The sequence below is a fragment of the Bordetella petrii genome, from assembly GCF_017356245.1.
GTDB lineage: Bacteria > Pseudomonadota > Gammaproteobacteria > Burkholderiales > Burkholderiaceae_B > Bordetella_A > Bordetella_A petrii_D.
In genome coordinates this window covers 2,106,206-2,131,875 of the sequence record NZ_JAFMZZ010000001.1, presented here as the reverse complement: position 1 = coordinate 2,131,875, position 25,670 = coordinate 2,106,206, and the positions used below count along the sequence as shown (strand labels likewise).

Here is a 25,670-nt window from a genome sequence, read left to right as displayed (position 1 = left end):
ATTGCGACCCGCACCCGCCATCGACCATGACCTCGACTGATACTTCCCCCGCGCCCGCCGCCATCCTGCTCGATGTGCAGGACGGCATCGGCGTGCTGACCCTGAACCGCCCGGCGGTACGCAACGCCATCGACGACGCCATGCGCACCCAGCTGCTCGACGCGCTGGACCGCGCGGCGCGCGATCCAGCCATCCGCGCCCTGGTGGTCACCGGCGCGGGCACGGCCTTTTGCGCCGGCGGCGATATCAAGGGCATGAAGGCGCGGCTGGACGCGCCGGCCGGCGAGGTGGCGTTCAACGGCTGGACGCGCCAGCAGCGCACGCACCACGCGGTGAGCGCGCTGTTCAGACTGCCCAAGCCCACCATCGCCGCGGTCAACGGCGCGGCGGCGGGCCTGGGCTGCGACATGGCGCTGTCGTGCGATTTCGTGATCGCCGCCGACACCGCGCAGCTGTGCATGACCTATATCCACCGCGGACTGATTCCGGATGGCGGCGGCATGTATTTCCTGCCGCGCCGCGTCGGCCTGGCGCGCGCCAAGGAACTGATTTTTTCCGGGCGCCGCGTCGCGGCCGCCGAAGCGCTGGCCATCGGCATGATCGACCGCATCGCCGAGCCCGATGCGCTGCTGGCGCAGGCATGCGGCTGGGCCGCGGAGCTGTCGCATGGCTCGGCCACGGCGCTGGCCCTGTCCAAGACGCAATTGAACCAGGCCTTCGAACTCGGCGCCGAACAGTCGTTCGCCATGAGCAGCCAGGCGCAGGCCGTGTGCTACACCACGGCCGAGCACCGGGCCTCGGTAGCGGCGTTCCTGGCCAAGACCGCGTCCAAAGGATAAGGCCATGGCCCAGCTCGATCGCCTGCTGCGACCGCGCAGCGTCGCCGTCATCGGCGCCTCTTCGGATGCCGCCAAGACGGCCGGCCGCCCCATCGCCTACCTGCAGAAGCACGGCTACGGCGGCCGCATTTATCCGGTCAACCCGCGCAACGACACCATTGCCGGGCTGCCCTGCTATCCCGACATTGCATCGCTGCCCGACGCGCCCGACGTGGGCCTGGTGCTGCTGGGCGCCAGCCGCGCCGTGCAGGCGGTGGATGAGCTGGCGCGGCGCGGCGCCGGCGCGGCCATCGTGCTGGCCAGCGGTTTCCAGGAAACCGGCGCCGAGGGCGCCGGCCGCCAGCAGGCCCTGCGCGAGGCCGCCGGCGGCATGCCGCTGCTGGGGCCCAATACCATCGGCCTGGTCAATCTGACCGACGGCATCACCCTGTCGGCCACGGGCGCGCTGGAAATGAACGACCTGCACACCGGCTCGATCGCGGTGGTCTCGCAAAGCGGCGGCGTGCTGGGCGCCATGCTCTCGCGCGCCGCCAGCCGCGGCATCGGCTTCTCGAAGCTGGTGTCCACCGGCAATGAAGCCGACCTGGACGTGGCGGACTTCATCGAGACCCTGCTCGACGATCCGGCCACTTCTGTCATTGCGCTGTACATCGAAGGCCTGCGCAAACCGGCTGCCTTCCGCGCCGCGGCGCAGCGCGCTGCCCGGCTGGGCAAGCCGCTGGTGGCTTTCAAGGTAGGCCGGTCCGAATCGGGCGCCCGTTCGGCGGTATCGCACACCGGCGCGCTGGCGGGCGCCGACCGGCTGTACGACGCGCTGTTTGCCCAGTGCGGCGTCATCCGCGCGCAGACTTTCGCCGACCTGCTCGACATTCCGGCCGCGCTGTGCACGGGCCGGCGGCTGGCAGGCAAGCGCATCGCCATCCTGACCTCGACCGGCGGCGCGGGCACCCTGGTGGCCGACAGCTGCGGCCTGGCCGGGCTGGACACGCCCGCGCCGGACGCCGGCACGGCCGCGCGCCTGGATGCCTTGCAAAGCGGCGACGAAGCCGTGCTCAGCCGCAACCCCATCGACCTGACCCTGGCGGGCCTGAAGCCCGACCTGCTGCGCGGCGCCATCGACACGCTGCTGGCCAGCCCGTCGTACGACGGCGCCGTAGTCATCGCCGGCTCATCGTCGCTGCAGCACCCCACGCTGGTATCGGCCGCGGTCAGCGACTGCCTGAAGAAAAGCGACAAGCCGGTGCTGGTGTACGTCAGTCCGCACGCGCCGCACATCCTGGCCGACCTGAACCGCCAGGGCATTCCCGCCTTCGCCGCGCCCGAGAGCTGCGCGGCGGCGTTCTCGGCCATGCTGGCGCAAACAGATGCGGGCCAGCCGCAGGCAGGCGCGGCGGCCTCCGCGCCCGGCGCGGCGCGGGCTTTGCCGCCCGGCCCCCTGAACGAGGCCGACAGCAAGGCGCTGTTCGCGTCGTTCGGCATCCCGTCGGTGCGCGAGGCCGTGGCGGCCACGCCCCAGGCCGCCGGCGCGGCCGCGGCAACGCTGGGCGGCAAGGTCGTGCTGAAGGTGCTGTCGCGGCACCTGGCGCACAAAAGCGATATCGGCGGCGTGGCGGTCGGCGTGCCGGCCGCCGACGTGGCCGCGCGGGGCCAGGCCATGCTGCAGACCGTGCAGGCCGCCACTGATGCGCCGCTCGAAGGCCTGCTGGTGCAGGAAATGGTGGCCGGCGGCACAGAAATGATCCTGGGCTTTCACCGCGACCCGCAGCTGGGGCCGTCGGTGCTGCTGGGCATGGGCGGCGTGGCCGCGGAACTGTTCAATGACACGGTGCTGCGCCTGCTGCCGTTGACGCGCCGCGACGCCGAAGACATGGTGCGCAGCCTGAAGACCTGGCCGCTGCTCGACGGCTATCGCGGACGGCCGCATGCCGACGTAGCCGCGCTGGTCGACGCCATCCTGGCCTTCGCGGCCATGGCCGCCACGCTGGACGCCAGCCTGGCCGAAGCCGAGATCAATCCGCTGTTCGTGCTGCCGGCGGGACAAGGCGTGAAAGCCACCGACGGCGTGGTGATCGCGCGCTAGCGCGCGTATGCCAGGTCATACCAGGTGTCAGGCTCCGCCAGGTGCCTGACACCCCTGCGGGGAGTCAGACTCCTGGGCGCACCCTCACCACTGCCCGAAATACACGCCCGCCCGCTTGTGGGCATTGGTAGACCGTTCCACCGCTTCGTCGGACATGGTGGTACGCCGCTTGCCGCGCAGCGACCAGTCCAGCAGGTGCTGCCTCAGCTCCGCACGCACCGCGGCGTGGGACTGGCTGGCGCCCAGGTCTTCGAACTCGCTGGGGTCGCGCTGCAGGTCGAACAACTGCTCGGGTTCGTCGCGCCAGTACACGTAGCGCCACCGGTCGGTGCGCACCGACCAGGCGCGGCACTGCTGCGGCGTCTTGCCCAGCGTCAAGCGCGCCTGGCGGAAGCTGTAGTCCAGCTCGGACACGGCCGCATCGCGCCACGGCGTGTCTTGCGGCCCGCCGTGCAGCAGCGGCTGCAGGGCCCGCCCTTCGAGCCGGTGGCTGGCCTGCGGCACGTCCAGCGCCTGCAGGATGGTCGGCGCGATGTCCACGCTTTCCACCAGCTGCCGGCTTGCCTGGCCGCGCGTGCCGTCGGCCGCGGCAGTCGGGTCCATGATGATCAGCGGCACCCGCTGCACGGTGTCGTAGAACAGTTCTTTTTCGCCCAGCCAGTGGTCGCCCAGAAAATCGCCATGGTCGGAGGTGAACACCACCAGCGTGTTGCGCATCAGCCCCGCGCCTTCCATGTAGTCGAACAGCCGGCCCAGGTGGGTATCCAGCTGCGTGATCAGCCCCTGGTAGGCCGGCCGCACGGTACGCACGCATTCTTCGCGCGCGAAGCTCTGGCTTTCTTCATGCTGGCGGTAGGCCTGCAGCACCGGATGCGCGCCGGCCAGTTCCTGCTGGTTGCGCACCACCGGCAGGCACTGGTCGCTGCGGTACATGCGATGGTAGGGATCGGGCGCCATGTAGGGCCAGTGCGGCTTCACATAGCTCAGGTGCAGGGTCCAGGGCTGCGAGCCGCGCTTGCGCATGAAGTCCAGGGCGCAGTCGGTGGTGTAGGCGGTTTCGGAATGCGGCTCGCTGACCCGCGCCGGCAGATGCGTATTGCGCATGTGCCAGCCGCTGACCACCTGCCCGCCCGCGTCCACGGCGGAAATCACGTAGTCCGACCACGGGTCGGGCGAATCGTAGCCATGGCGGCGCAGGAATGCCGGGTAGCCGCTTTCATCGCCCGGCTCGTGGTGGCCGTCGTAGCGGTCGGCCTCGCGGAAACTGCCGCGCGCCAGCAAGGCGCCCAGTTCCGAGCCGCCGTCGATGGCCAGCCGCTGCATGCCGGCCTGGTCGGGGATGACGTGGCTTTTGCCGATCAGCACCAGGTCGCGCTCGCGGCCGGCCAGGTATTCGCCTAGCGTGACCTCGCCCACCGACAGCGGCACGCGGTTCCACATCGTGCCGTGGCTGGACGGATAGCGCCCGGTGTAATAGCTCATGCGCGACGGCCCGCAGACCCCCGAATTCACGAACGCCTGCTCGAAGCGCACGCCGCGCGCCGCCAGCGCATCCAGATTGGGCGTGCGCAGGTACGGATGCCCGTAGCTGCCCAGATGGTCGGCGCGCAGCTGGTCGGCCATGATGAACAGCACGTTCTGGATCTTGCTCATGAAATGCCCGCCCTTGCTACTGGGTTGCCTTGAAACCGGATTCGCGCACCACCGGCTCCCATTGCTTGCGATAGGCCGCCAGCGCCTGCGCGGTCTGCGCCGCGTCGGCCGACACGGGCTCCAGGTTGACGGCGTGCACGGCCTTCTGCATGGCCGGATCGCGCATGACCGCGGCGATGTCGCGCGCCAGGCGCTCGACCTTGTCCTGCGGCATGGCGGCCGGGGCGAAGAAAGCGTTCCAGCCGTCGGCCGCCAGGTCGATACCGGCCTCGCGGAAGGTCGGCACATCCGCCAGGCCTGCTTCGCGCTCGGTGCCCGAGGTGGCCAGGATGCGCACGCGCCCGCCCTGGTGCTGCGGCAGCAGGGTGTCCAGCGTGTCGATCGCCTGCGGCAGGATGCCGCCCACCAGTTCGCTGATCAGCGGCGCCGAGCCGCGATACCCCACCACTTCGGCCTGCTGGCCGATCTCGCCGCCCAGCATCAGCGCGAAAAAGTGCGGCAGGCTGCCGGTGGCGGGCACGCCCACAGTGAAGCGGTCGGGATGTTCTTTCAGCCACGCCCGCAGCGCCTTCATGTCTTTCATGGGCGAATCGGCCGACACCGCCAGCGCGAATTTGTAGCTGCTGACCAGTGACACCGGCTTGAAATCGCGCTGCGCATCGTAGCCGGGGTCGGCATAGACCAGCGGGGCCACTACCATCACGGCAGGGTTGCCCAGCAGCAGCACGTTCTGGTTCGCGTCGGCATTGCGCACCAGTTGCGCCGAAATGCGGCCGCCCGCGCCGGTCTTGTTCTCGACGATGACAGAAACGCCCACCCGGTCTTTCAGCCGCTCGGCCACCAGCCGGGCGATGCGGTCCGAACTGCCGCCGGGCGGATAGCCCACCACAATGGTCAGGGGGCCGCTCAATGGCGCGGCCGCCCAGGCCGGGCCGGTGGCCAGCGCGCATGCCGCCAGGGCGGCCCATATCATCCGTTTGATCATGTCTGCTCTCCTGTCCTGCCGTCTTTTGATGAGTTGTCGGTAAGGTAAAAGACTGTAGCAACGCAGGGGTTTCTTGATCTAATCCAATATCGGCATAAATAAACGTACAAAACCCAGGTAGGAGACTCTTCAATGCCTTCCGCGCCCGCGCAGCTTCCCGTCCATCTGGCGGAAATGCCCATGTACTGCCTGTACCAGGCCTGGTCGCAGGCCAGCCCGGTGTTCGTGCGGCTGTGCGAAGGCCGGTTCGGCATTACCCGGCGCGAATGGCGCCTGCTGGCCGCGGCGGTGGAATACGGCCCGCTGACCTCGGCCGAACTGGCGGCCACGGCCCGGCTGGACCTGGTGCGCACGTCGCGCGCCCTGGGCACGCTGTGCGAAAAAGGCTGGGCCGCCCGGGTGCGGGATACGCACGACAGGCGCATCACCAACGTCATGGCGACCGAATCCGGGCAGGCGCTGTACCAGGCCATGCTGCCCGAGGTCGCCCGCCTGAACGACCTGCTGATGGCCGACCTGAGCCCGGATGAAGCGCGCCAGCTGCTGCGCCTGCTGCAGGTGGTGGCGCAGCGCGGCGCGCGCATGGCCACCGAGAATGTCGTGGCCGACAAGGCCAGCCGCCGCCAGGGCGGCACGCGCCGCCCGCCGGCCAAGCCAGGTGTCTGACTCCCGCAGGGTGTCAGACACCGTGCTGTTGAGCCACCCGCGGCACACAGCGGTGTCAGGCACCTTCGGAGCCCGCCCCCCGGGCGCAGGCTGAGCAGGCGGCAAGGCAATTACGCAACAGTATGTCGCGGCGCCGGCCCATCTCTTATAATCCACAATCTTATCAAGAATCATTATTATTCTTGATATCAAAAATTTATCTACTTCTTTTATCTTCCGGGGATCCACTTGAAAGCTCGTTTGCGCACACCGCCCGCCCGCAAGGCGCCGGCCTTGACCCTGGCCATGCTGGCCGCCGGCCTGGCCGCTTCCAGCGTCCAGGCGCAGGAAACCTCTGCCGACACCGCCGCCACTCTGCCCGCCGTGCGCGTTACCGGCAGCGAAGAAACCGCCACCGGCCCGGTTACGGGCTACGTGGCGCGGCGCAGCGCCATCGGCACCAAGACCGACACGCCGCTGCGCGAAACGCCGCAGGCCATCACGGTGATCCCGCGCGAACAGATCGTCGACCAGGGCGCGCAGAACGTGCAAGACGCCCTGAACTATGCGGCGGGGGTACGCCCCAACGCCTACGGCGTGGACAACCGTGCCGACTACGTGCGCGTGCGCGGCGTGGAGCCGGTGCAATACCTGGACGGCCTGCGCCAGTTCTTCAGCTACAACAACCCGCGCACCGAGATCTACGCGCTGGAACGCGTCGAAGTGCTGCGCGGCCCCTCTTCCATGCTGTATGGCCAGGGCAGCACCGGCGGCGTGCTGAACCTGGTCAGCAAGCGTCCGCAGCCCGAAGCGCAGCATGAAATCGGCGTCATCGTGGGCAACCACGACCGCCAGGAAGTGCAGGCCGACCTGACCGGGCCGTTGACCGAAGACGGCCAGTGGCTGTACCGCGTGGTGGCCGTGGCGCGCGACAGCGGCACGCAGGTGCAGTACGCGCCCGACGACCGCCTGCTGCTGGCGCCTTCGCTGACCTGGCAGCCCAGCGCCGCCACGTCGCTGACCCTGCAGGGCTATTTCCAGAAAGACAAGGCCGGCACCACCCAGTCGTTCCTGCCGTGGAACGGTTCGGTCAGCTACAACCCCAACGGCCAGGTTCCCACGCGCCGCTTCGTCAGCGAGCCGGGCTTCGATGCCTACGACACCGAGCAGTTCAGCGTGGGCTGGCTGTTCGAGCACAAGTTCAACGACCGCTGGACGGTGCGCCAGAACTTCCGCAACACCATCAGCAAGGTCGACTACAAGTCGATGTACCCGGACGCGTACTCGAATACCGAAGACCCGTATATCGATCCCGAACAGACCACGCTCAACCGCTACTGGTACGTTCACAAGCCGCGCATGCGCACGCTGCTGGCCGACCAGAACCTGGAAGGCAGGCTGAACTGGGGCGCCACCGAGCACACGGTGCTGTTCGGCGCCGATTACAGCCGCTACCGCGAAACCGGCGAGGAAGGCTCCGGCATGGGCAGCCCGCTGAACGTCTACCATCCGGTGTACGGCAATATTCCCGACTACGAAACCGCCGACACCCCAAAGACCACGCAGCAGCAATTGGGTTTTTACGCCCAGGACCAGATCCGCTACCGCAACTGGATCTTCCTGGCCGGCATTCGCCACGACCGCGCCCAGACGGACGTGGAAGGCAGCGACCGCGAAACCGACAATGCCACCACCAAGCGCTTCGGCCTGCTGTACGCCGCCGACAACGGCCTGTCGCCCTACATCAGCTACAGCGAGTCGTTCACCCCCATCGCGGGCACCGATGTGTACAGCAACCGCTGGAAGCCCATGCGCGGCAAGCAGTGGGAACTGGGCCTGAAGTACATGCCGCCCGACAGCGACCTGGAAGCCACGGCCGCCGTTTATGACCTGCGCGAGAAAAACCGCCAGGTGCCCGACCCGTCCAACCCCAACAACCAGGTCCAGGCCGGCAAGACCAAGACCAAGGGCGTGGAACTGGAGCTGCGCGGCCGCGTGACCAAGCAGATGGACGTGATCGCCAACTACATCTACACCGACATCGACCCCGCGCTGGAAGGCGTGCCCAAGCACATGGCGTCGCTGTGGACCAAGTACCGCTTCGCCCTGGCCGGGATGTCGGGCTTCTCGGCCGGCGCCGGGGTGCGCTACCTGGGCGCCTTCACCGACGGCGGCGCCCCCGAGACGCCCTCGGTCACGCTGTTCGACGCCATGCTGGCCTACGACAGCGGCACCTGGCGCTACGCGCTGAACGTCAACAACATCGCCGACAAGACCTACGAGGTTACGTGCCTGCGGCGCGGCGACTGCTTCTACGGGCAGCGCCGCACCGTGACGCTGAGCGCGGCGTACCGGTTCTGACCAGGCGCGGCCGCGGGCCGCGGCGCTAACCCAGCCGCAGGCCCGTGGCCTTGATGATCTTGCCCCACTTCGCCATTTCGGCCTGGATGAACTGGCCGAAGGCCTGCGGCGTGTCGCCCACCAGGCGCACGCCCACTTCATCGAAACGCTTGATCACCGCGGGGTCGGCCAGCACCTGCCGCACCGCGGCGTTCAAGTCGCGCACCACCCCATCGGGCGTGCCGGCCGGCGCCACCAGGCCGAACCACGCTTCCGACTCGAAGCCGGGCACGGTCTCGGCGATGGCGGGAATCTGTTTCATGCTGGCCACGCGCTGGGCCGACGCCACGCCCAGGGCGCGCATGGTGCCCGCCTGTACTTGCGGATACGTGGTGGGCGAGTTGTCGAACATCACCTGGATCTGGCCGCCGATCAGGTCGGTGGCGGCCGGCGCGCTGCCGCGATAGGGAATGTGCTGCAGATCGATGCCGGCTTCCAGCTTGAGCAGTTCCATGGTCAGGTGGCTGGTGGTACCGCTGCCCTGCGAGCCGTACGCGATGCCGCCCGGATGCTGTTTGGCATACGCGATCAGTTCGGCCACCGACGTATAGGGCGCCTTGGGATTGGCCGCCAGCATGATGGGCACCGACGCCAGCAGCGACACGGGCGCGAAATCCCGGGCCGGGTCGTAGCCGGGGTTGGCGTACAACTGCTGGTTGATGCTGAGCGGGCCGGCGCTGGACACCAGCAGGGTATAGCCATCGGGCTTGGCGCGCGCCACATAGGCCGCGCCGATGTTGCCCCCCGCCCCCTGCCGGTTCTCGACGATGACCGACTGCTTGAATATGCCCGACAGCTTGTCCGCCAGCACGCGGGCCACCACATCGGTCGTGCCGCCCGCCGGAAATGGCACCACGATGGTCACGGCGCGCTCGGGATAGGCGGCGGCCTGCGCCGCCGCGGCGGGCAGCAGGCCCGCCAGCGCGGCGCCGGCCAGCGCGCGCAGGGTTTTCTTGAACATGGTTGTCTCCGTGGTTCTTGGTTGTGGTCTTGTTATGGCGCGGCCTGCCGGGGCGGGCCGCCTTAGAATCCGTACAGCAATGCCGGGTTGTCGACCAGCAGCTTGTGCTGCGCCGCCGGCTCGGGCACCCACAAGGGGATCAGGTCGACCAGGTCGCCGTCATTGGGCATGGGCACATCGCAAATCGGGTGCGGCCAGTTGCTGCCCCAGATGATGCGGTCGGGCCAGCCGGCGGCCACACGGTGGATCATGGGCAGCATGTCGGCATGCGGATAGGGCTGCGACGACAGCCGGTACAGGCTGGCCAGCTTGGTCCAGGCGCGGCCCGTGTCCATCAGCCGGGCCAGCGCCGCGAACGCCGGGCTGTCCACGCCTTCGTCGCCGCGGATGCGCGCCATGTGGTCCAGCACGATATCCACGCGCAGCGCCAGCAGGCGCGGCAGCAGCGCTACCAGTTCGTTGGCGTGCTTGAAATGCAGCACCAGGTGCCAGCCCAGCTCTTGCGCCTCGGCGGCCAGCGCCTCGAGCTGGTCGAAGCCCACGCCGCCGCCCACCACGGTAGACAGGCGATAGCCGCGCATGCCCAGGGCGTGCATGCGCCGGCGCTCGGCCAGCGTATGCCCCGGCGGCATCACCGCCACGCCGCGCGCCCGCGCGCCCATGCGTTGCAGCGCATCCAGCGTGGCGGCATTGTCGGTGCCATGGGCGCCGCCATGCACGATGACGGCGCGGTCGATGCCCAGCGCGGCAAGCAGCCGCACGTAGTCGTCCACCGTGCAGTCTTCAGGCGTGTAGCTGCGCTGGGGCGAATAAGGAAACCGCGCTTGCGGGCCGAAGATATGCGCATGGCAGTCGCGGGCGCCGGCAGGCATGCGAAAAGCTGGCTGCCTGGTATGGCGGTCGGGGCCGGGGCAGGCGTGCATGGCCTAGCTCGCCTGGGCTTCGCGTTCGGCGATGCGGGCCAGCACGTCGGCGCCGCGGTTCGCCGCCGACACACCGCGGAACAGGTATGCCATGCTGACCACCGCCTGCATCTCTTCCCAGCTGGCGCCGGCGCGGCGCGCGGCAATGCCGTGGATGACGGCGGCATCGCTGAGTTCGACCATGAGCATGCCGAAGATCATCAGTTGCGCCGTCTTGGCATCGAAGCACGCCGGGTTCATGGCATGGGCGCGCACCTGTTCCTGCATTTCCACCAGCGCGGGGTCGAGCGCGCCGGTGACCAGCAGGCGGGCCTCGACCCGCGGCGGCAGGTAGCCCAGCAGCTGGCGGTAACTGTCGGCCTGGCGCTGCAGGGCGGCGGCGTCGCGCGGCGCGCCCATGGCCTGGGCGGTAACGCCGGCATCGATGCGGGATGCGGACATGCGGGATTCCTTCTTCGAGTCGCGCCGCGCCGGCGAAATGCCGCACGGCAGGCATATGGTTGACGAAGCGGGCGGCGATGTCAATAAAAAATCGATTTTATTAATTCAAATCGATTATTCATCCAGGGCGCTACAATACGCGGCATGAAAACCGCCCCGGCCTCTTCCGCCGCGCCCAAGCCCGCGGCCAGCCCGTCGCTGACCGCCTCGGTCGCCATCCAGATCCGGGCCGCCATCCTGGACGGCGCCTACCCGCCCGGCGCGCGCCTGCGGCTGGACGAGTTGCGCCGCGAATACGACGTCAGCCTGAGCCCGCTGCGCGAGGCGCTGACGCGCCTGGCCGCCGAAGACCTGGTGCAGATCACCGACCAGCGCGGCTATCAGGTCACGCCGGTGTCGGCCGAGAACCTGCGCGAAGTCACGGTGCTGCGCACCCAGCTCGAGACCACCGCGCTGAAAGAATCGCTGCGGCGCGGCGACGATGCCTGGGAAGACGCCCTGGCGGCGGCCTACCACCGGCTGCATCGCCTGGAAAGCGACGGGCAGCGCGCCGAGGGCTGGGAAAAAGCCCACCGGGCCTTTCACCTGACCTTGTTCGCGGCCTGCGGCATGCCGCTGCTGCTGCGCTTCTGCGGCAGCCTGCACGACCTCAGCGACCGCTACCGCCGCCTGTTCCTGGCGCGCCATGCGCCCGATGCCAACGTACCGGCCGAGCACCAGGCCATCTTTGAAGCCGCCATGGCGCGCGACGCCGAGCGCGCCGCGCAGATTCTTACCCGCCACCTCGAGCGCACCGGGCGCAACGTCATGACCGAGCTGGCCGGGCCGGCCGCCGACTGACCACCGGCCGGCGCCACGCCGGCCCGCCCTACTTTCCATCCCTTATCCCGCAAGCCTGCACGCCCCCTGCGGCGCAGGCCGGCGCGCGCGCTCGCGCGCCGCCCGATATAGGGTTTTCCTGGATTGAGCCAAACTGTACACAGAATATTATTCAATACATGATGCACTTTTGAACGGAGCCTGGATTCAATGAGCACCCTGCACACCCCTCTTCCCGACCTGGCGCGATCGCCGCTGAGCCAGCAGTTGCAAGACCCGCAATTGCTGCGCGCCGGCGGCTGCGTCGGCGGACTATGGCAGTCCGCCGGCGCGGGCCCGGCCCTGCACGTGCTCGACCCCGCTACCGGCGAACAGCTGGCCAGCGTGGCCGCCACCGGCGTGGCGGGTGCGCGGCAGGCGCTGCAGGCGGCCCACCAGGCGCAGCCGGCCTGGGCCGCGCTGCCCGCCAAAGAGCGGGCAGCGCGCCTGATGGCCTGGCATGCCCAGATCCTGGCCCATGTGGATGATCTAGCCCTGCTGATGACCCGCGAGCAGGGCAAACCGCTGGCCGAAGCGCGCGGCGAAGTGCTGTTCGGCGCCAGCTTCGTGGCCTGGTACGCGGAAGAAGCCAAGCGCATCCACGGCGAAGTCCTGCAGACCTACAGCGCCGACCGGCGCGTGCTGACGCTGCGCCAGCCGGTGGGGGTGGTGGTCGCCATCACGCCGTGGAACTTTCCCAGCGCCATGATCACGCGCAAGTGCGCCCCGGCGCTGGCGGCCGGTTGCACCATCGTGCTCAAGCCCTCCGAAGAAACCCCCCTCTCGGCGATTGCCCTGTGCGTGCTCGCCCAGCGGGCCGGCATCCCGGACGGAGTCATCAACCTGGTGCTGTGCACCCGCGACAATGTGGCCGAGACAGGACGCGCCCTGCTGGCCGACAGCCGCGTGCGCAAGCTGTCGTTCACCGGCTCTACCGCCACCGGCAAGCACCTGATGCGGCTGGCCGCCGACAACGTGCTCAAGGTCAGCCTGGAACTGGGCGGCAATGCGCCATTGATCGTGTTCGACGATGCCGACCTGGACCGGGCCGCCGACGGCGCCCTGGCCAGCAAGTTCCGCAACATGGGCCAGACCTGCACCTGCGCCAATCGCATCCTGGTGCAGCGCGGCGTCTATGAGGCGTTCGCGGCCAGGCTGGTCGAGCGGGTACGCGGCCTGCAAGTCGGGCCGGGCCTGCAGGCCGGCGTGACGCAAGGCCCGCTGATCAACAGCAAGGCCATCGACAAAGTGCTGCTGCACGTGGCCGACGCCCTCGACAAGGGCGCGCGCGCGGCCATCGGCGGCGCCCCCGACGCGCGCGGCGGCCTGTTCTTTCAGCCCACCGTACTGTTGCACGTCACGCCGCAGATGCGCATCTGCCACGAAGAAACCTTCGGCCCGGTGGCGCCGCTGCTGGCTTTCGACACCGAAGAAGAGGCCCTGGCGCTGGCCAATGATTCCAGCTATGGGCTGGCCGGATATTTTTATACGCGCGACCTGGCGCGCGCGCTGCGCATGGCCGAACGCCTGGAGCTCGGCGCGGTGGGCATCAACGAGGCCGTCATCTCCTCCGAAGCCGTGCCCATCGGCGGCGTAAAACAGTCGGGCATCGGGCGCGAGGGCGCGCACCACGGCATCGATGAATTCCTGGAAACCAAGCAGATCACCATCGGAGCCCTGTAGCCCGCCGGATCCCGGCGCGGCCAAGGCGCTTTTTCACTTACTTTTCAAGGACGCTTGTCATGTTGACCGCTGAGCAAATCCACTTCTACGACGAGAACGGCTTTCTGGTGCTGCGCGACCTGTTCACGCCCAACGAATTGCGGGCCCTGCAGGAAGACGCGCTGGTCCTGCGCAGCGACCAGCGCGGCCACCCCGATGCCAACGTGCTGGAGAAAGACGGCACCACGGTGCGCGCGGCCTGGGCCGTCGAGCTCGATTCCGAGGCCTGCGCGCGCGCCTACCGGCTGCCCCGCCTGCTGGGCGCCATCCAGCAACTGCTGGGCCCGTCCTACTTGCACCAGTCGCGCCTGAACTACAAGGCGGCCGGCAAGGGCGACATTTTCCAATGGCACCAGGATTACGCCAGCTGGATCCACGACGGGCTGCCCCATGGCGGGCACCGCGACATGCTGACGGTGCTGATCACCCTGGACGATTCCACGCCCGACAACGGGCCGCTGCGCTTCGTGCCCGGCTCGCACAAGCACGGGCTGATCCGGGCCTTCTACGACACCACCACCACCAGCTACCCGCTGCACATCGTGCCGGATGAATACATGGCCGAGCACTTCGCGCAGACGCCCGTGTACGAATGCACGTTCCCGGCGGGAACCGTGGTGCTGTTCTGCGGCAACCTGGTGCACAGCTCGAAAGAAAACCACTCGCAGCAGGGGCGGCGCAATCTTTACTTCGCCTATAGCCGCGACGGCAACCGCCCCACCGGCAAAGCCACCCGGCAGCACAAAAACGCCTACATCATGAACCCGGCGCCCTACGTGCTGCAGGAAATCGACGACAACAGCCTGGCCGACTACGCGCGCGGCCTGCTGTCGGCCTGACGGCGCGTCACGACCATAATTAGGGGAAAACATGGAAACGCTGGCAGGCAGTCTGGAAAACCGGCCCGCTGTGGGCACCCGCGCCAGAGAGATGCGCAAAGTCATTTGGGGCGCATCGCTGGGCACCGCCTTCGAGTGGTACGACTTCTTCGTCTATGGCGCGCTGGCGGCGGTGCTGGCGCCGCTGTTCTTCCCGCCCGGCATGGGCCAGACGGCGGCCTTCCTGGCCAGCCTGGCCACCTTCGGGGTCGGGCTGGTGCTGCGGCCGTTCGGTTCGCTGGTGTTCGGCCGGCTGGGCGACCTGGTGGGCCGCAAGTACACCTTCCTGATCACCATCGTGATGATGGGCATCTCTACCATCGGCGTGGGCCTGCTGCCCACCTATGCCAGCGTCGGCGCCTGGGCCCCGGCCCTGCTGGTGGTGCTGCGCTGCGTACAGGGCCTGGCGCTGGGCGGCGAATACGGCGGCGCGGCCACCTACGTGGCCGAACATGCCGAAGACAGCAAGCGCGGCACGTACACCAGCTGGATCCAGCTCACCGCGACCGCGGGCTTCCTGTTGTCTTTGCTGGTGGTGACGGCAACCCGCTACGCCACCACGCCCGAACAGTTCAACGCCTGGGGCTGGCGCATCCCCTTCTTGTTCTCGGTGTTTCTGCTGGGTATCTCGATCTACATCCGCGCCCGGTTGAACGAATCTCCGGTGTTCCTGCAGATGAAGGCCGAAGGCAAGACCTCGCGGCAGCCGATCCGCGATGCCTTCGGCAACTGGACCAACCTGAAATACGTGTTGCTGGCCCTGTTCGGCACCGTCGCGGGCGTCACGGTGCTGTGGTACACGGGGCAGTTCTTCGCGCTCATCTTCCTGATGAAATGGCTGAAGGTCGAGCCCACCACGGCCTATACGCTGGTGTCGCTGGCCCTGGTGCTGGGCGCGCCGTTCTTCGTGGTGGCCGGCTGGCTGTCCGATCGCTGGGGCCGCAAGCGCGTGATCATCTGCGGCTTCATCGTGGGCGTGCTGACCGTGATCCCCATCTTCAAGGGCCTGACGCATTTCGCCAACCCCGCGCTGGACCGCGCCATCGCCGCCGCCCCCGTCACCCTTGCTTCGTCCGAATGCCGTCTGCGCATGTTCTCGGCGCCCGGCAATGCCTGCGAGCGGGCTCGCGAACAGCTGAACACGGCAGGCGTGCCTTATACGCTGGTTGCGGCGCCGGCGCCGGGCGCCACTGTCCAGGTGGCCGGCGCCAGCGTCGACGGCGCCGACCCGGCCGCCATCGCGCGCGCCCTGCGCGAGGCGGGCTACCCGGTCAAGGCGGACGACGCCGAGATCAACCGCCCCATGGTGGTGGCGCTGATCTGGCTGCTGGTAGTGATCGGATGCGTGGTGTACGGGCCCAACGGCGCCTACCTGGTCGAACTGTTTCCCACGCGGGTGCGCTATTCCAGCATGTCGATGGCCTATCATATCGGCACCGGCTATTTCGGCGGCTTCGCCCTGTATTTCGCGACGCTGATCTCCACCACCACCGGCAACATCTACGCCGGCCTGTACTACCCCATCGTCGTGGCCGTCATTTCCATTCTGGTCGCGGCCTTCCTGCTGCCCGAAACCCGCGGCTGGAAACTCGACAGATGATCGGCTGCCGGCCCCCGCGGCGCGGCCCTGGCCGCGGGGCCCGGCAGGGCCTGGATATAATACAGTTCGGTATACACATTATCGGACTCACCATGACCCAGGCAGGTACCCGCGGCCCGCTCGATGACGGCGCACCGGCGCCGCGCAAACGCACCTCGCTCAGTTCCTCGGCGATCTACGAACGCATCAAGAACATGGCCGCCACGTATGAATTCAAGCCGGGCGAGCGCATCAACGAGATCGAGCTGTCCAAGCGCCTGGAGGTCAGCCGCACGCCGCTGCGTGAAGTCCTGAACCAGCTCATGGTCGAAGGCTTCCTGGAACGCACCGCCAACAAAGGCTTCACCAGCCGGCCGCTGGACGCCAAGCAGGTCTTCGACCTGTACGAATACCGGCTGGGCATCGAAACCGCCATCGCGCGCCTGGCCTGCAAGCGCGCCACCGACGCCGGGATCGACGAGCTGGCCGCGGCCACCATGCGCGACAACTCGATTCCCGACGATTCGGATTCCGCCGAACTGCTGGCCCTGGACGAAGACTTCCACATGGGGCTGGCCCGCCTGACCCGCAACGAAGAATTCGTGCGCGCGCTGGCCAATGTCAACGCGCGTATCCAGTACGTGCGCTGGATCGACATGCGCAACGGCAGACGGCCCTACACCCAGGCCGAGCACGTCGGCATTATCGAGGCCCTGAAATCGCGCGACGAAACCGCGCTGGTGGCATTGCTGGAATCGCACATCGCCCGCCGCCAGGACCAGATCACCGAAGTCATCAAGCTGGGCTATTCCGAGATCTACACCCGCAGCAAACCATGAGGACCCCATGATCGATATCGAGGCCACCGTTTCCTGGTCGCGCCAGCCGCACGAGGCTTTTTCCGACCAGCGCTACAGCCGCGCGCACACCTGGCGCTTCGACGGCGGCGCGGAAGTGGCGGCCTCGTCGTCGCCCCACATCGTGCCGCTGCCTTATTCAGCGGCCGCCCATGTCGATCCGGAAGAAGCCTACGTCGCGTCGCTGTCGAGCTGCCACATGCTGGTGTACCTGGCCATTGCGGCCAAGCGCGGCTACGTAGTAGACAGCTACCAGGACCGCGCGGCGGGCGTCATGGAAAAGAACCCGCAGGGGCAGCTGTTCATCAGCCGTGTCACGCTGCATCCGCGCGTGGCTTACCGCGGCGCGGCGCCGGACGAGGCCGCCGAGCAGGCGCTGCACCACGCAGCGCACCAGCAGTGCTTCATCGCCAACTCGGTGCGCACCGTGATCGACACCGTCATCGAGCGCTGAGCGCCGCCGAGGGCGTCGCGCCCCGGGCGCGCTCAGGCCGCCAGAGTGTTCGGCACGGCCTGGCCGGCCAGCCAGGCCAGCAAATTGCGCTGCACGCCGGCGGCGAACTCGCGGTACACCGGCTCGCTGACAAAGCCGTAGTGCGGCGTAAGCAGCACGTTCGGCAGCGCCAGCAAGGGGTGCGCCGCCGGCAGCGGCTCGGTATCGTACACATCGAAAGCGCCGAAGCCGGGGCGCCCCGCCCGCAACGCCTGCACCAGGGCCTCCGTGTCGACGAGTTCGGCCCGCGAGGTGTTTACCAGCAGGCTGTCGGTCCGCATCAATGCCAGGCGCTCTCGGTTAAGCAGGCCACGCGTGCCGTCGGCCGGCACCAGGTGCAGGCTGACCACGCGCGAGGTCGACAACAGCGTATCCAGGTCCACTGCCTGCGCGCCATGCCCGGCGGCGCGCTCGGGCGTCATGTGCGGGCTCCAGGCCACGACGTCCATGCCCAGCGCCCGGCCCGCCGCGGCCACCCGCGCGCCGATCTGGCCCAGGCCGACCAGGCCCAGCCGTTCGCCGTGCAGCACGGCCGGCAACAGCGGCGCGCCGCCGGCATCGCGCCACACCGCGCGCGCCGGCGTCAGCGCAATCGACGGCAGGCGGCGCACCGCCGCCAGGATCAAGGCCCAGGTCATCTCGCAGGTGCTGGCCTTGGACGGGCCCCAATCGGTATGGCTGACCTGGATGCCCAGGTCGGCGGCCGCCTGCAGGTCGAGCGTCCTGTTGCGGGTGCCGGTGAACACGATATGGCGCAGCCCGGGCAACTGCCGCATCAACTCACCCGTCATGGGCGTGCGGTCGCGCATCAGCACCACGCAGGCGACGTTGCGCAGCGCCGCCAGCAGGCCGGCCCCGGCCAGCGGCCCGGCATGGATGTCGACGTCGGCCTGCCGGCCGATGGCGGTCCAGTCCACCAGCGAGCGCAGGCCGTTTTCCCAATCGTCCAGCACCACGATGCGCGGCTTGCCGCTCATGCCGCGGCTCCGGCGCGCGCCAGGCGGACAAGCTGCCCGGCGTCGGCGGCCTGGGCCAGCTTCCAGCAGGCCGCGATCAGCTCGCTGGCCTGCCCGGCCCCCAGGATGGCGTCGGCCATGCCGCGGAACTTGGCTTCCAGATCGGCGTCGGTCATGGGACGCTGCAGCGAGCCGATGGCGTGCTCGACGTGCACGCGCACAGTTCGGCCATCGGTCAGCGTGGCTTCGGCGATCACGCTGGCTTCGCCGATGCTGTCGTCGACAATGGCCTGCACTTTGCGGCGCACCTCGACCACGTCCGGCCGGTTGACGATTTCGTCGGCGTATTCGTCTTCGGAAGCGCGCCCGAAGATCAGCCCGGCGGCGCAACCGTGGTAGACGCTGAACTTGCCCTGCAGGCCGTCGGCCGGTTCCTTCTTGCCGGTCAGCTCCAGCACCAGCGAGTGCACCTTCAGGTCGATGCGCTGAAGGTTCTGCGGCGTGACGCCCTGCTGGCGCAGTTGCACGCACGCGTCAATGCTGGGATGGATGACGATGCCGCAGGCGAACGGCTTGTAGGCGTTGAACGAGATCTCGAAACGCTTGCCCAGTTCGTCGGTAATTTCGTTCCAGTCGAATTTGGTCGAGACCACTTGCGCAAAGCCGCGCGGCGCCTCGATGGCGCGCGGGCTGGCGGTAAAGCCGGCCTGCGCCATCAGGGCCGCCATCAGGCCGGCCTGGGCCGCCGCGCCGGGGTGGAACGGCTTGGTCATGGTGCCGAACTGCTCGCGCAGGCCGACGGGCTGCGATGCCGCGATGCCCAGCGCCATGGTGGCCTGCTCCACGTCCAGGCCCAGCAGCCGCGCGCAGGCGGCCGCCGCGCCCAGCCCGCCGGTGGTGCCGGTAATGTGCCAGCCGCGGTCGTAGTGATGCGGGTAGACCATGTTGCCCACGCGGCAAGAAACATCGACGCCCAGCACGATGGCGTCGATGATCTGGCGGCCGCTGGCGCCGGTGTGCTCGGCCAGCGCCAGCACGGCCGAACATACCGGGCCGGCCGGATGGATGATGGTTTTCAGGTGGGTGTCGTCGAAGTCGAACGTGTGCGACGTAATGCCGTTGACCAGCGCCGCGCTGCCGATGTCCACGCGCTCGGCGCGGCCCAGCACCGTGGCCTGGGCGGCCGGCTGCAGCACCTGCACGGCCTGCAGCGCGGCCTCGGCCGCTTCGTGTCGCGCCGCGCCCACGGCGCAGCCCAGCCAGTTCATGAAGGTGCGATGGGCCTCGTGCTCGACCTCGTCGCTCCAGCCGCGCGACGGATGGTTGATGGCGTGTTCGGCCAGGATGCGGGTAACGGGCGGTGCATTGCGGTCGGCATCGACCTGGGTGTTCAGAGCCATGGGAGTTTCTGCGTATCCGAAAAGAAAGAAAAGGAATCAGGCATCCAGGCGGATGTTCTGCTCTTTGGCCAGGCGGGCCCAACGTTCAAAGTCGCGCTTGGCGTAGTCGGCAAACTGGGCCGGGCTCATGGGCATGGGATCGATGGCCTCGATGTCGAGCTGCTTGCCCAGTTCAGGGCGCGCCAGCGTCTTGTTCAGGCTGTCGTTCAGGGCCTGCACCACGCCGGCGTCGATGCCGGCCGGGCCCGACACGCCATACCACTGCAGCACGTCGTCGAAGCCGTCGATGCCCAGCTCCTTGAAGGTGGGCACATCCGGGAAGCGCGGATTGCGGTGTTCGCCGGTCAGCGCCAGGGCCCGCACGGTGCCCGAGCGCAAGTGCGGCACGGCGGCGGCCAGGCCCGGGAACATGGCCTGCGTCTGCTGGGCGATCAGGTCGGTGAACGCGGGCGAAATGCCCTTGTAGGCAATGTGCACCATCTTCGTGCCCACGTGCTGCTGCATCAGTTCCATCAGCAGGTGGGTCAGCGACCCGGCGCCGGCCGAGCCATAGTTCATCGCGTCGCCGCGCTGCTTGGCATAGGCGACGAATTCCTTGAAGGTCTTCACCGGCAGCTTGGCGTTCACCACCAGCGCGTTGGGCGTGCCGCCGATCATGCCCACCTGCGTGAAGTCGCGCACCGGATCGTAGGGCACCTTGCGCGTGGCCGGGCTGGTGGCCAGCGTGGCCACATAGCCCTGCATCAGGGTATAGCCGTCGGCGTCGGCGCGCATGGCGCGCTGGCAGGCAATCACGCCCCCGCCGCCGCCCTGGTTCTCGACAATGAAAGTCGTGCCCAGCACATCGGCCCAGGCATTGGTGACGGTGCGGCCCACGTAGTCGCTGCCGCCGCCCGGCGCCACGGGCACGATGTACGTGACGGGGCGCTGCGGATAGCCCGAACGGGCCAGGGACACGCAAGGCAGGGCGACGGCGGCTGCGCCCGCCCCCAGCAGGAATGAACGGCGATGCATGATTGTCTCCTCCGATGAACGGATGTGATGAAAGCCGCGGCCGGCAGCCGCGGTAAAAAACTTGCCGGCTTATTCCGCCAGGCCCGACAGCCGCTCGTGGGCGTGGGTGACGTGATGGTCGAGCAGTTCGGCGCAGTAGTCGGAATGCGCCATGGTGGTCGAGTCGCGCAGCGCCTTCACGATCTGCTTGTGTTCGGCGTTGGACTGCTGGCGGTGGGAATCGGTGGACAGGTTCTTCAAGCGCGCCAGGTGCAGCTTCTGGATGACCTCGCGGTACGACTTTGCGATTTCCTTGTTGCCGGCGTAATCGATGAACAACCAGTGAAACCGCAGGTTCTCGCGGTAATAGGCCTGCGGGTTGCTGGCATGGATGGCGCCGTCCATGGCTTCGGTGCAGCCTTCCAGCTCCCGCACCAAGGCCTGCCGCCGTTCGGCGGGCAGGCGCGAGGCGACGCGCCCGGCATGGCTGTCGAGCAAGGCGCGGAACTGGTACAGGTCGCGCACTTCGTCGTCGCTGAGCTGGCGCACGTACACGCCCGAATGCTTGCGCGACACCACCAGCCCCGAGCTTTCCAGCTCGCGCAGCGCCTCGCGCACCGGCACGCGCGAGACCTTCAGGCGTTCGACCAGTTCGGATTCGCGCAACGCCTGCCCGGGCGCGACCGCGCCCGACAGGATCTGGCCCAGCAACTGGTCGCGCACCAGCTTGCCCAGCGAAGTGTTCTTGATTTCTTCGAATTCGCCATCGGCCACGGGGTTGAACAGCCAGTCCATCAAGTCGGCTCCAGATATCGTTCGTATAATTGTATACGATTATACGAAAACGGAGGGCGATGCGATCCGGCGCCGGCGGTCCGCCCGCACGGGGCGCCCAGGTGTCAGGCTCCCGCAGGGTGCCTGACACCATACGATTGAGACAGTCGCCGCCCACCTAGATTGAGACAATCGCCGCACACTTCGGGGTCAGGCACCCTGCGGGAGCCCGACCCCTATGCCCCATGCGCGCCGCAAAAAGAAAAAGGGCCTCGCAATGGAGACCCTTTTTGAATTTGGCGCGCCCGGCAGGATTCGAACCCACGACCCCTTGGTTCGTAGCCAAGTACTCTATCCAACTGAGCTACGGGCGCTGGTAAAGAGGCGAAATTATAGCGGAAAATTCCTATTTGTCCAGCCTGGTTTCGGTGCCGCCCATCTGCGGGCTCAGCACCAGCCCGGCGGCCTGGGGTTTCTTGCGTTCGATGTCGGGCAGCAGGAACGCCACGATGCCCAGCAGCGGCAGGTAGGCGCACACCTGGTACACATAGGCGATGCTGGTCATGTCGGCCAGCTTGCCCAGCGCCGCCGCGCCCAGGCCGCCCATGCCGAAGGCAAAGCCGAAGAACAGGCCGGCGATCATGCCCACCTTGCCAGGCACCAGTTCCTGGGCATACACCACGATGGCCGAAAACGCCGACGCCAGCACCACCCCGATCACCACCACCAGCACGCCGGTCCAGAACAGGTTGGCATGCGGCAGCAGCAGCGTGAACGGCGCCACGCCCAGGATGGACACCCAGATCACGATCTTGCGCCCGACACGGTCGCCGACCGGCCCGCCCGCCACGGTGCCGAACGCCACCGCCGCCAGGAACAGGAACAGATACAGTTGCGCCGAACGCACCGACAGGTCGAACTTGTCCATCAGGTAGAAGGTGAAATAACTGTTCAGGCTGGCCAGGTAGAAATACTTGGAGAAAATCAGCACGCCCAGGATGCCCAGCGCCCACATCACCTTGGCGCGGCCCGGCGCATCGGCGTCGCCCGCCACGCGGGCCTTGGGCTTGAGCAGCGCCCGGTTGGCGCCGTACCAGCGGCCGATGCCCACCAGGACCACGATGCCAAACAGGGCGGCCAGCGAGAACCAGGCCACGCTGGCCTGCCCGTGCGGAATGATGAACAGCGCCGCCAGCAGCGGCCCCAGCGCCGACCCGACATTGCCGCCCACCTGGAACAGCGACTGCGCCAGGCCGTGGCGCCCGCCCGAGGCCATGCGGGCCACGCGCGACGATTCCGGGTGGAACACCGACGACCCGGTGCCCACCAGCGCCGCGGCCACCAGCAAGTACGGCAGCGAAGGGGCGAAAGCCAGCAGCAGCAGGCCCACCAGGGTAAAGCCCATGCCTATGGGCAGCGAATACGTGGTGGGCCGCTTGTCGGTATACAGGCCGATGCAGGGTTGCAGCAGCGACGCGGCAATCTGGTAGGTCAGCGTGATTAGGCCGATCTGGGCGAAGCTGAGATTGAACGAATCCTTCAGCATGGGATAGATGGCCAACAGGATCGACTGGATCATGTCGTTCATCATGTGGGCCACGCTGATGGCGCCCAGTACTTTGAAAGCGGTGGCGGATCCGGAAGCCGGCACGGCGCCGGCGGAAGGCGTGGAAGTCATGGCGTAGCAGCGGATATCAAAGGCGGCACCCGAACCAGGCGCGGGCCGCGGCGCGCGAAGCAATCAGTGTATAAAGTCCTGGATGCGCGGAAGTGCCAACTTTCGTCGCCAAAATGACATAACCGCCGCCATGCCCCGCCGACCGATCCCGCCCGCCGACCCCGCCCGCAGCCGCCTTGCCGACGACTACCAGCACGTGCCGCGCCTGGTCACGGCCATGGCCAAGGATTTCGTGCCCAGCGACACCACCGGCCCGCACAGCCACCCGCGCGGCCAGCTGGTGTACGCCATAGAAGGCGTGATGCGCGTCAGCACGCCCGACGGCTTCTGGACCCTGCCCTCGCTGCGCGCGCTGTGGGTGCCGCCCGGCACCATCCACGGCATCCAGATGGTGGGCAAGGTGTCGATGCGCACCCTGTATGTGCACGCCAACGCGGCGGATACGCTGTGGGACCGCTGCCAGGTGGTCGAGGTGTCGGGCCTGCTGCGCGAACTGATCCTGGCGCTGGCGGCCGAACCCATCGAGTACGCGCTGGACGGCCGCGGCGGGCAGATCGCCGCGCTGCTGCTTACCGAGCTGCGGGCGGCGCCGGTCGTTCCCATACAGATTCCGTGGCCGCACGACCGCCGCCTGCAGACGGTCTGCCGGGCCATTCTGGCCCAGCCCGGCCTGGCGCGCACCGTGGACGACTGGGGCGACGAGGTGGGCGCCAGCGGCCGCACCCTGATCCGCCTGTTCCAGGCCGAACTGGGCCTGAACTACCGGCAATGGGTACAGCAGGTGCGGCTGGCCGATGCGCTGCACCGCCTGTCGCTGGGGCAGCCGGTGGCGCGGGTGGCGGCGGAACTGGGCTACCGCAGCCCCAGCGCGTTCAGCGCGATGTTCCGCCGCGCGCTGGGCTCGCCGCCGCAGGCGTATCTGCACGACAGCTAGGCAGGCGCGACGCGCCCCGCCTTGCCCTGCATGGCAGGCTGGCAAAACCGAATATTGATATATCTAGATTAATAGATATATAATTCGAGAAAACCCGATTCAAGAACCTGCCCGCATGGACATCGATCTCATCATCAAGGCACTGGCCAACCCGGTGCGCCGCGACATCCTGCAATGGCTCAAAGAGCCCGAGAAGCACTTCTCTACCCAGGAACACCCGCTGGAAGTCGGCGTATGCGCCGGCCAGTTCGAACGCTGCGGCCTGTCGCAATCGACCATGTCCACGCACCTGGCCGTGCTGCAGCGCGCCGGGCTCGTCACCACGCGCCGCATCGGCCAATGGATCTTCTACAAGCGCAACGAAGACACCATCGCGGCATTCCTGCGCACGCTCGGCCAGGATCTCTAGCCGGGCGCCTTGTCCTTTTCCTTCCCCACCTCCGCCTTCATCATGCCCACGATATTCGACCCCATCGCCGCCGGCGACCTGCAACTGTCCAATCGCGTCGTCATGGCGCCGCTTACCCGCAACCGCGCGCCCGGCGCCGTGCCCACTGAAATGATGGCCACGTACTACACGCAGCGCGCCAGCGCCGGCCTGATCATCACCGAGGCCACCGCCATCACCCACCAGGGCCAGGGCTATGCCCAGGTGCCCGGCCTGTATTCGGCCGAGCAACTGGCGGGCTGGAAGCGCGTCGTCGACGCCGTGCACGCGGCCGGCGGCAAGATCGTGGTGCAGCTGTGGCATGTGGGCCGCATTTCGCATACGACGCTGCAGCCCGATAACGGCGCGCCGGTGGCGCCCTCGGCGCTGCGCGCCAATTCCAAGACCTATCTGGTACATGCCGACGGCACCGGCGAATTCGTGCCCACGTCCGAACCGCGCGCGCTGCGGCTGGACGAACTGCCCGGCATCGTCGAAGACTATCGCCGCGCCGCGCGCGCCGCCATCGAAGTCGGCTTCGACGGCGTGGAAGTCCATGCCGCCAACGGCTACCTGATCGACCAGTTCCTGCGCTCGGGCAGCAACCAGCGCACCGACGCCTACGGCGGCAGCATCGAAAACCGCGCCCGCCTGCTGGTGCAGGTCATGGACGCGGTCACCGGCGAAATCGGCGCAGGCCGCACCGGCATCCGCATCTCGCCCGTCACGCCCGCCAACGACGCCAGCGATCCGCAGCCCCAGCCGCTGTTCGACTACGCGGTGCGCAAGCTGGCCGGCTACGGCCTGGCCTACGTGCACGTCATCGAAGGCGCCACCGGCGGCCCGCGCGACTTCCAGCAGGGCGAGCAGCCGTTCGACTACGCCGCCCTGCGCGACGCCTACCACCAGGCCGGCGGCAAAGGCGCCTGGATGGCCAATAACGACTACGACGCCAGCCTGGCCGAACGCGCCGTCGAAACCGGCCAGGCCGACCTGATCGCCTTCGGCAAGCCGTTCATCGCCAACCCCGACCTGGTGCGCCGCCTGCGCGAACAGGCGCCGCTGAACGAACCCGACAAGGCCACGTTCTACGGCGGCGGCGCGCAGGGTTATATCGACTATCCGGCGCTGGCCTGATCCTGAAGTGAAGCCCAGGTATCCGGCTCCGCAGGTGCCGGACACCGTGCTATTGGC

Annotated in this window: 24 protein-coding genes and 1 tRNA gene; 14 read left to right on the top strand and 11 right to left on the bottom strand. The window is 68.0% G+C overall.

Annotated features, from left to right (window positions below; translation table 11 throughout):
- Positions 1 to 26: 26 nt before the first annotated feature.
- Both J2P76_RS10395 and J2P76_RS10390 read left to right on the top strand, forming a co-directional pair.
- On the top strand, positions 27 to 839 hold the full coding sequence (locus J2P76_RS10395; RefSeq protein WP_207406976.1) for an enoyl-CoA hydratase/isomerase family protein: 813 nt from the start codon (positions 27 to 29) through the stop codon (positions 837 to 839).
- 4 nt (positions 840 to 843) lie between these two features.
- A complete protein-coding gene (locus J2P76_RS10390; RefSeq protein ID WP_207406974.1) occupies positions 844 to 2,919 on the top strand; it encodes an acetate--CoA ligase family protein in 2,076 nt (691 codons plus the stop codon).
- 84 nt (positions 2,920 to 3,003) lie between these two features.
- Here the strand turns inward: J2P76_RS10390 and J2P76_RS10385 are convergent, their stop codons facing one another.
- Entirely contained in the window at positions 3,004 to 4,572 is a 1,569-nt protein-coding gene (locus J2P76_RS10385) for a sulfatase-like hydrolase/transferase (protein ID WP_207406972.1), read from the bottom strand.
- A gap of 16 nt (positions 4,573 to 4,588) precedes the next feature.
- Complete coding sequence (locus J2P76_RS10380; protein ID WP_207406970.1) at positions 4,589 to 5,557, bottom strand: Bug family tripartite tricarboxylate transporter substrate binding protein; 969 nt, start codon at positions 5,555 to 5,557, stop codon at positions 4,589 to 4,591.
- A 132-nt stretch (positions 5,558 to 5,689) separates the two neighbouring features.
- Between J2P76_RS10380 and J2P76_RS10375 the strand changes: the two genes are divergently transcribed.
- Entirely contained in the window at positions 5,690 to 6,223 is a 534-nt protein-coding gene (locus J2P76_RS10375; protein WP_207406968.1) for a MarR family winged helix-turn-helix transcriptional regulator, read from the top strand.
- A gap of 285 nt (positions 6,224 to 6,508) precedes the next feature.
- Entirely contained in the window at positions 6,509 to 8,563 is a 2,055-nt protein-coding gene (locus J2P76_RS10370; protein ID WP_207409168.1) for a TonB-dependent siderophore receptor, read from the top strand.
- A gap of 25 nt (positions 8,564 to 8,588) precedes the next feature.
- On the opposite strand, the gene J2P76_RS10365 is transcribed toward J2P76_RS10370, so the two are convergent.
- The 3 genes from J2P76_RS10365 to J2P76_RS10355 form a co-directional block, all read right to left on the bottom strand.
- Entirely contained in the window at positions 8,589 to 9,563 is a 975-nt protein-coding gene (locus J2P76_RS10365; protein WP_207406966.1) for a Bug family tripartite tricarboxylate transporter substrate binding protein, read from the bottom strand.
- Between the two features lie 62 nt (positions 9,564 to 9,625).
- Positions 9,626 to 10,435 (bottom strand): amidohydrolase family protein, encoded by an 810-nt coding sequence (locus J2P76_RS10360; RefSeq protein WP_207406964.1) that lies wholly within the window; start codon positions 10,433 to 10,435, stop codon positions 9,626 to 9,628.
- Positions 10,436 to 10,489: 54 nt separating this feature from the next.
- Positions 10,490 to 10,927: a carboxymuconolactone decarboxylase family protein gene (locus J2P76_RS10355; protein ID WP_207406962.1), complete on the bottom strand. Its 438-nt coding sequence runs from the start codon at positions 10,925 to 10,927 to the stop codon at positions 10,490 to 10,492.
- Between J2P76_RS10355 and J2P76_RS10350 the strand changes: the two genes are divergently transcribed.
- The 7 genes from J2P76_RS10350 to J2P76_RS10320 all read left to right on the top strand — a co-directional run bounded on the left by J2P76_RS10350 (position 10,926) and on the right by J2P76_RS10320 (position 17,275).
- On the top strand, positions 10,926 to 11,075 hold the full coding sequence (locus J2P76_RS10350; protein ID WP_207406960.1) for a hypothetical protein: 150 nt from the start codon (positions 10,926 to 10,928) through the stop codon (positions 11,073 to 11,075). The two genes, J2P76_RS10355 and J2P76_RS10350, sit on opposite strands and share 2 nt — an antisense overlap.
- On the top strand, positions 11,072 to 11,767 hold the full coding sequence (locus tag J2P76_RS10345; RefSeq protein WP_207406958.1) for a GntR family transcriptional regulator: 696 nt from the start codon (positions 11,072 to 11,074) through the stop codon (positions 11,765 to 11,767). The genes J2P76_RS10350 and J2P76_RS10345 overlap by 4 nt, the downstream gene beginning before the upstream one ends.
- 189 nt (positions 11,768 to 11,956) lie before the next feature.
- The gene (locus tag J2P76_RS10340; protein WP_207406957.1) at positions 11,957 to 13,468 is read left to right on the top strand and encodes an NAD-dependent succinate-semialdehyde dehydrogenase; all 1,512 of its coding nucleotides are present in this window, start codon (positions 11,957 to 11,959) and stop codon (positions 13,466 to 13,468) included.
- 59 nt (positions 13,469 to 13,527) lie between these two features.
- Entirely contained in the window at positions 13,528 to 14,346 is an 819-nt protein-coding gene (locus tag J2P76_RS10335; RefSeq protein WP_207406955.1) for a phytanoyl-CoA dioxygenase family protein, read from the top strand.
- Between the two features lie 31 nt (positions 14,347 to 14,377).
- Positions 14,378 to 15,985, top strand: coding sequence for an MFS transporter (locus J2P76_RS10330; RefSeq protein ID WP_207406947.1), 1,608 nt, complete (start codon positions 14,378 to 14,380; stop codon positions 15,983 to 15,985).
- A gap of 92 nt (positions 15,986 to 16,077) precedes the next feature.
- Positions 16,078 to 16,803 carry a GntR family transcriptional regulator gene (locus tag J2P76_RS10325; RefSeq protein ID WP_207406945.1) on the top strand — a complete coding sequence of 242 codons (726 nt, stop codon included), beginning with the start codon at positions 16,078 to 16,080 and terminating at the stop codon, positions 16,801 to 16,803.
- 7 nt (positions 16,804 to 16,810) lie between these two features.
- Positions 16,811 to 17,275 carry an OsmC family protein gene (locus J2P76_RS10320; RefSeq protein WP_207406943.1) on the top strand — a complete coding sequence of 155 codons (465 nt, stop codon included), beginning with the start codon at positions 16,811 to 16,813 and terminating at the stop codon, positions 17,273 to 17,275.
- Positions 17,276 to 17,307: 32 nt separating this feature from the next.
- Here the strand turns inward: J2P76_RS10320 and J2P76_RS10315 are convergent, their stop codons facing one another.
- The 6 genes from J2P76_RS10315 to J2P76_RS10290 all read right to left on the bottom strand — a co-directional run bounded on the left by J2P76_RS10315 (position 17,308) and on the right by J2P76_RS10290 (position 23,115).
- Positions 17,308 to 18,291 carry a D-2-hydroxyacid dehydrogenase family protein gene (locus tag J2P76_RS10315; RefSeq protein ID WP_207406941.1) on the bottom strand — a complete coding sequence of 328 codons (984 nt, stop codon included), beginning with the start codon at positions 18,289 to 18,291 and terminating at the stop codon, positions 17,308 to 17,310.
- On the bottom strand, positions 18,288 to 19,670 hold the full coding sequence (locus J2P76_RS10310; protein WP_207406939.1) for an MmgE/PrpD family protein: 1,383 nt from the start codon (positions 19,668 to 19,670) through the stop codon (positions 18,288 to 18,290). The genes J2P76_RS10315 and J2P76_RS10310 overlap by 4 nt, the downstream gene beginning before the upstream one ends.
- Before the next feature lie 36 nt (positions 19,671 to 19,706).
- Positions 19,707 to 20,684 carry a Bug family tripartite tricarboxylate transporter substrate binding protein gene (locus tag J2P76_RS10305; RefSeq protein WP_207406937.1) on the bottom strand — a complete coding sequence of 326 codons (978 nt, stop codon included), beginning with the start codon at positions 20,682 to 20,684 and terminating at the stop codon, positions 19,707 to 19,709.
- Between the two features lie 69 nt (positions 20,685 to 20,753).
- The gene (locus J2P76_RS10300) at positions 20,754 to 21,458 is read right to left on the bottom strand and encodes a GntR family transcriptional regulator (RefSeq protein WP_207406935.1); all 705 of its coding nucleotides are present in this window, start codon (positions 21,456 to 21,458) and stop codon (positions 20,754 to 20,756) included.
- A gap of 276 nt (positions 21,459 to 21,734) precedes the next feature.
- Positions 21,735 to 21,811: transfer RNA gene (locus tag J2P76_RS10295), tRNA-Arg, on the bottom strand.
- Between the two features lie 32 nt (positions 21,812 to 21,843).
- Positions 21,844 to 23,115, bottom strand: a complete 1,272-nt coding sequence (locus J2P76_RS10290) for an MFS transporter (protein ID WP_207406933.1) — start codon at positions 23,113 to 23,115, stop codon at positions 21,844 to 21,846.
- A 130-nt stretch (positions 23,116 to 23,245) separates the two neighbouring features.
- Between J2P76_RS10290 and J2P76_RS10285 the strand changes: the two genes are divergently transcribed.
- The 3 genes from J2P76_RS10285 to J2P76_RS10275 all read left to right on the top strand — a co-directional run bounded on the left by J2P76_RS10285 (position 23,246) and on the right by J2P76_RS10275 (position 25,613).
- Positions 23,246 to 24,049 (top strand): AraC family transcriptional regulator, encoded by an 804-nt coding sequence (locus J2P76_RS10285; RefSeq protein ID WP_207406931.1) that lies wholly within the window; start codon positions 23,246 to 23,248, stop codon positions 24,047 to 24,049.
- Between the two features lie 115 nt (positions 24,050 to 24,164).
- Positions 24,165 to 24,458 (top strand): ArsR/SmtB family transcription factor, encoded by a 294-nt coding sequence (locus J2P76_RS10280; RefSeq protein WP_207406929.1) that lies wholly within the window; start codon positions 24,165 to 24,167, stop codon positions 24,456 to 24,458.
- Between the two features lie 42 nt (positions 24,459 to 24,500).
- Positions 24,501 to 25,613, top strand: a complete 1,113-nt coding sequence (locus J2P76_RS10275; protein WP_207409167.1) for an alkene reductase — start codon at positions 24,501 to 24,503, stop codon at positions 25,611 to 25,613.
- Positions 25,614 to 25,670 lie beyond the last annotated feature (57 nt).